The organism is Bacillus sp. SIMBA_031 (genome assembly GCF_046535225.1).
Classification (GTDB): Bacteria; Bacillota; Bacilli; order Bacillales; family Bacillaceae; genus Bacillus; species Bacillus velezensis.
This window is the reverse complement of record NZ_JAWRXC010000648.1, coordinates 1-239: the sequence shown is the minus strand read 5'-3', so window position 1 is coordinate 239 and position 239 is coordinate 1. Positions and strand designations below refer to the sequence as shown.

1 protein-coding gene is annotated in these 239 nt (G+C 39.3%); it reads left to right on the top strand.

Features of this window, described 5'->3' with window-relative positions:
- Positions 1–239 (top strand): sodium:solute symporter family transporter (locus tag SB724_RS21680; protein ID WP_410573125.1); only part of this gene is annotated, 239 nt, incomplete at both ends.

The following is a 239-nucleotide window of genomic DNA, read 5'->3' as shown; positions in this document are numbered from 1 at the left end:
AGGTTTGGATTGCAATTGGTTTAGTATTAGGTGCGTGGGCAAACTACTTTTTAGTCGCCCCAAGGCTGCGTGTCTATACTGAGAAAGCCAATGACTCCATTACTATCCCCGATTTCTTTGCAAACCGTTTTGATGACAACAAAAATATCCTACGTGTTATCTCTGCAATAGTAATTATAGTTTTCTTTACCTTATACACTTCATCGGGTGTTGTTGCCGGTGGTAAGTTATTTGAAAAC